This is a genomic window from Mesorhizobium sp. M7A.F.Ca.CA.002.04.1.1, assembly GCF_004022805.1.
GTDB lineage: Bacteria > Pseudomonadota > Alphaproteobacteria > Rhizobiales > Rhizobiaceae > Mesorhizobium > Mesorhizobium ciceri.
Genome location: NZ_RZPL01000784.1, coordinates 1 through 2498, shown reverse-complemented (window position 1 = coordinate 2498; position 2498 = coordinate 1). Strand labels below are relative to the sequence as shown.

General features: G+C 62.3%; 2 protein-coding genes. Both read left to right on the top strand.

The annotated features are described in order from the left end of the window. Window positions 1-337 precede the first annotated feature (337 nt). Complete coding sequence (locus ENZ75_RS28395; protein ID WP_013532657.1) at window positions 338-2071, top strand: ATP-binding protein; 1734 nt, start codon at window positions 338-340, stop codon at window positions 2069-2071. Continuing rightward, window positions 2046-2498: peptidoglycan-binding protein (locus tag ENZ75_RS28390; RefSeq protein ID WP_164888063.1), on the top strand; the 453-nt coding region annotated here is incomplete at its 3' end. The genes ENZ75_RS28395 and ENZ75_RS28390, both read left to right, overlap by 26 nt.

Below are 2498 nucleotides of genomic sequence, written 5' to 3'. Positions count from 1 at the left end.
CCATATATCCCCATGATTTCCCTGTGTTTTTCTTGAAATAGGGAAGTCCAGGTGCCGAGTGCGCCCGGCCGATGGGTGCAGTCGGCGGATAACTCTCCGTTTACTATGGCTGCATTTGTCCGTGCTTTCGGCCGCCGGCATCCCGATATTTGCCGCAGGCCGGGCCCTGGTCGGCCCTGCCTTATCCATTCCTTAAACGCTGGATGCGAGTTTCAAAGCCAACCAGAACCATCTGCAAAGCAGAGCTGTCCACGACAAGTGCGAGTGCGTTGAGTTGAGTTCAATCAAGGCCAGATACGTTGAATTGCCTGGCGCGATTTCGGCCGGTTGCGAACGTATGGTCCATCCGTCCATCCTTGGGCGGAGCGACCGCGAGCGCCAGCGCCGCTTTATCGGCGTCATGCTCGCCGCTCCTTTCTTTGTCGCCGGTGCCGCGGTCACGCTGGTTACTTCAGGCATGGGCGTCGCCGTCACCATGGCCGCCATTTTCGCCGCCTTTGGCCTGTGCTGGTTCGTCGCCTTGCTGGTGGCGGCGACCGGCAAGATGGCGATAGCGAGTTGGGTCGCCCTGGTGCTGGCCGGCATTTCTCTCGGCAGTCTCATTGCCGCCGCGGGCGGGCTGAGTTCGCCTGTCGCCATGCTTGTCGTGGCGCTGCCTTTTGAAGCCTGGTGGATCGGCGCTTCGCGGCGGGCGGCGCTGTGGGGAGCCGTGTCGGCCGCTGTCGCCATCTTGGCTCAGCCTTTGGCTGGAACCGTATTCCCGTTCGCAGGAGCGCAGATCGCGGCGTGGCACTGGTTGGTGCCGTTGGCCTGGACGCTCACACTGATCCCGCGCGCATCGGCATTTCAAAACACGGCCGATGCGGCTGATGTGCTCGACACTGCCGACCGGCTCGAAGACATCATCGATGCGGTGGTCTTGCGCGTCGCCCGTCATGGCGAGGTCCTGGACGCGTCGCCAAAAGCGCGCACGCTTTTGAAACTGCCGCCCGAACTGCTGTCCGGAAACGGCCTCTTCGATCGCGTCCATCTGTCGGATCGCGTTTCCTATCTCAGCGCAATGGCCGACATGCGCGACGGCGCACTGTCGCGCCGGCTCGAATTGCGCATCCGGCTGCCTCAGAATGGCAATGGCCTGACGGCCGACAATTACCGGCCGTTCTCGCTTGATCTCGTGCGTGGTGAGGAACAGGGTGATGTCTTTACGTTCGTCCTGAGGCAGAATGACGAGATCGCCCGGTTGCGCGAGGATCTGGCGGCAGCCAATGAGGCGGCCGCGTCCGCCGAGGTGGCGAAGGGACGCTTCCTGGCGGTGGTCAGCCACGAACTGCGCACGCCGTTAAATGCCATTATCGGCTTCTCGGATATGCTGCTGCATGAGATGTTCGGCGCCTTCAAGGATCCGCGCCAGAAAGAATATGTCGGCTTGGTACGGGATTCGGGCCAGCATCTGCTCGCCGTCGTAACCTCGATACTCGACGTGTCCAGGATTGAATCGGGCGTCTATGCGACCGAACCCGAGCCGTTCCGGTTCGCGGAGGCGGTCGATATGTGCCAGTCGATGATGCAACTGCAGGCGCAGGCCAAGAACATCGATCTGCAGGCGCAGATCGCGCCGGACGCCGGCGACATCAATGCCGATCAGCGCGCCGTGCAGCAGATGCTCATCAACCTGGTCTCCAACGCGATCAAGTTCACTCCCGACGGCGGCGACGTCGTCGTCGGCGCCAAGCGGATCGGTTCGCGCCTGCATTTCTGGGTCAGGGACACCGGCATCGGCATCGCCGAGGAGGATTTCGCCAATCTCGGCAAGCCCTTCATGCAGATCCAGAACGACTATACCCGCCGTTTCGAGGGGACTGGTCTTGGCCTTTCACTGGTCAAGGGCCTGGTGGCGCTGCACGAGGGCACGATGTCCATCGAAAGCATGCCAGGCGAGGGCACCACGGTGACCATCAGCCTGCCGGTGAACGGACCGAAGGGACATCAGGCGGAGAAGACCGGCGTGCTGACCATGCCTGTGGCGATGGCGAAAGGGGACAGAGATGGCTCGCTCCGCAAAACCGGCTAAGGCGGTCAAGCGCCGCAGCAATGCCTTTCAGGACGGCGCTGTCGCCGTCGGCGGCATGATCTCGCGCAATCCTGTCCTGGTGGGCGGCTCGACGGCGTTCCTGGTGACGCTGTTCTATGTCTCGGCCAATGCCTTGTGGTACCAACCTTTCCCGCATGCCGGCGCATTTTTTGCGACCCGCAGCATTGCGGGCTTTCCGCACGCGACGCCCGACGAACCGGAGACGACATTCAACATCGTGCGGCCATCCGGCGCGCCGGCACCGATCAAGGGCGATCCGGTTGTCGAGCAGGTGCAAGGCATATTGAAGGATCTCGATTTCTATTCCGGGACGGTCGACGGCATTTCCGGACCCAACACCCGCAAGGCCATCCAGGACTATCAGCAGAAGGTCGGGCTCAACACGTCCGGCGAGATCGACGCGCTT

Bases quoted from the DNA above. Each gene is read 5' to 3' on its own strand.
- ENZ75_RS28395 (WP_013532657.1), top strand. From the start codon at position 338: ATGGTCCATCCGTCCATCCTTGGGCGGAGCGACCGCGAGCGCCAGCGC.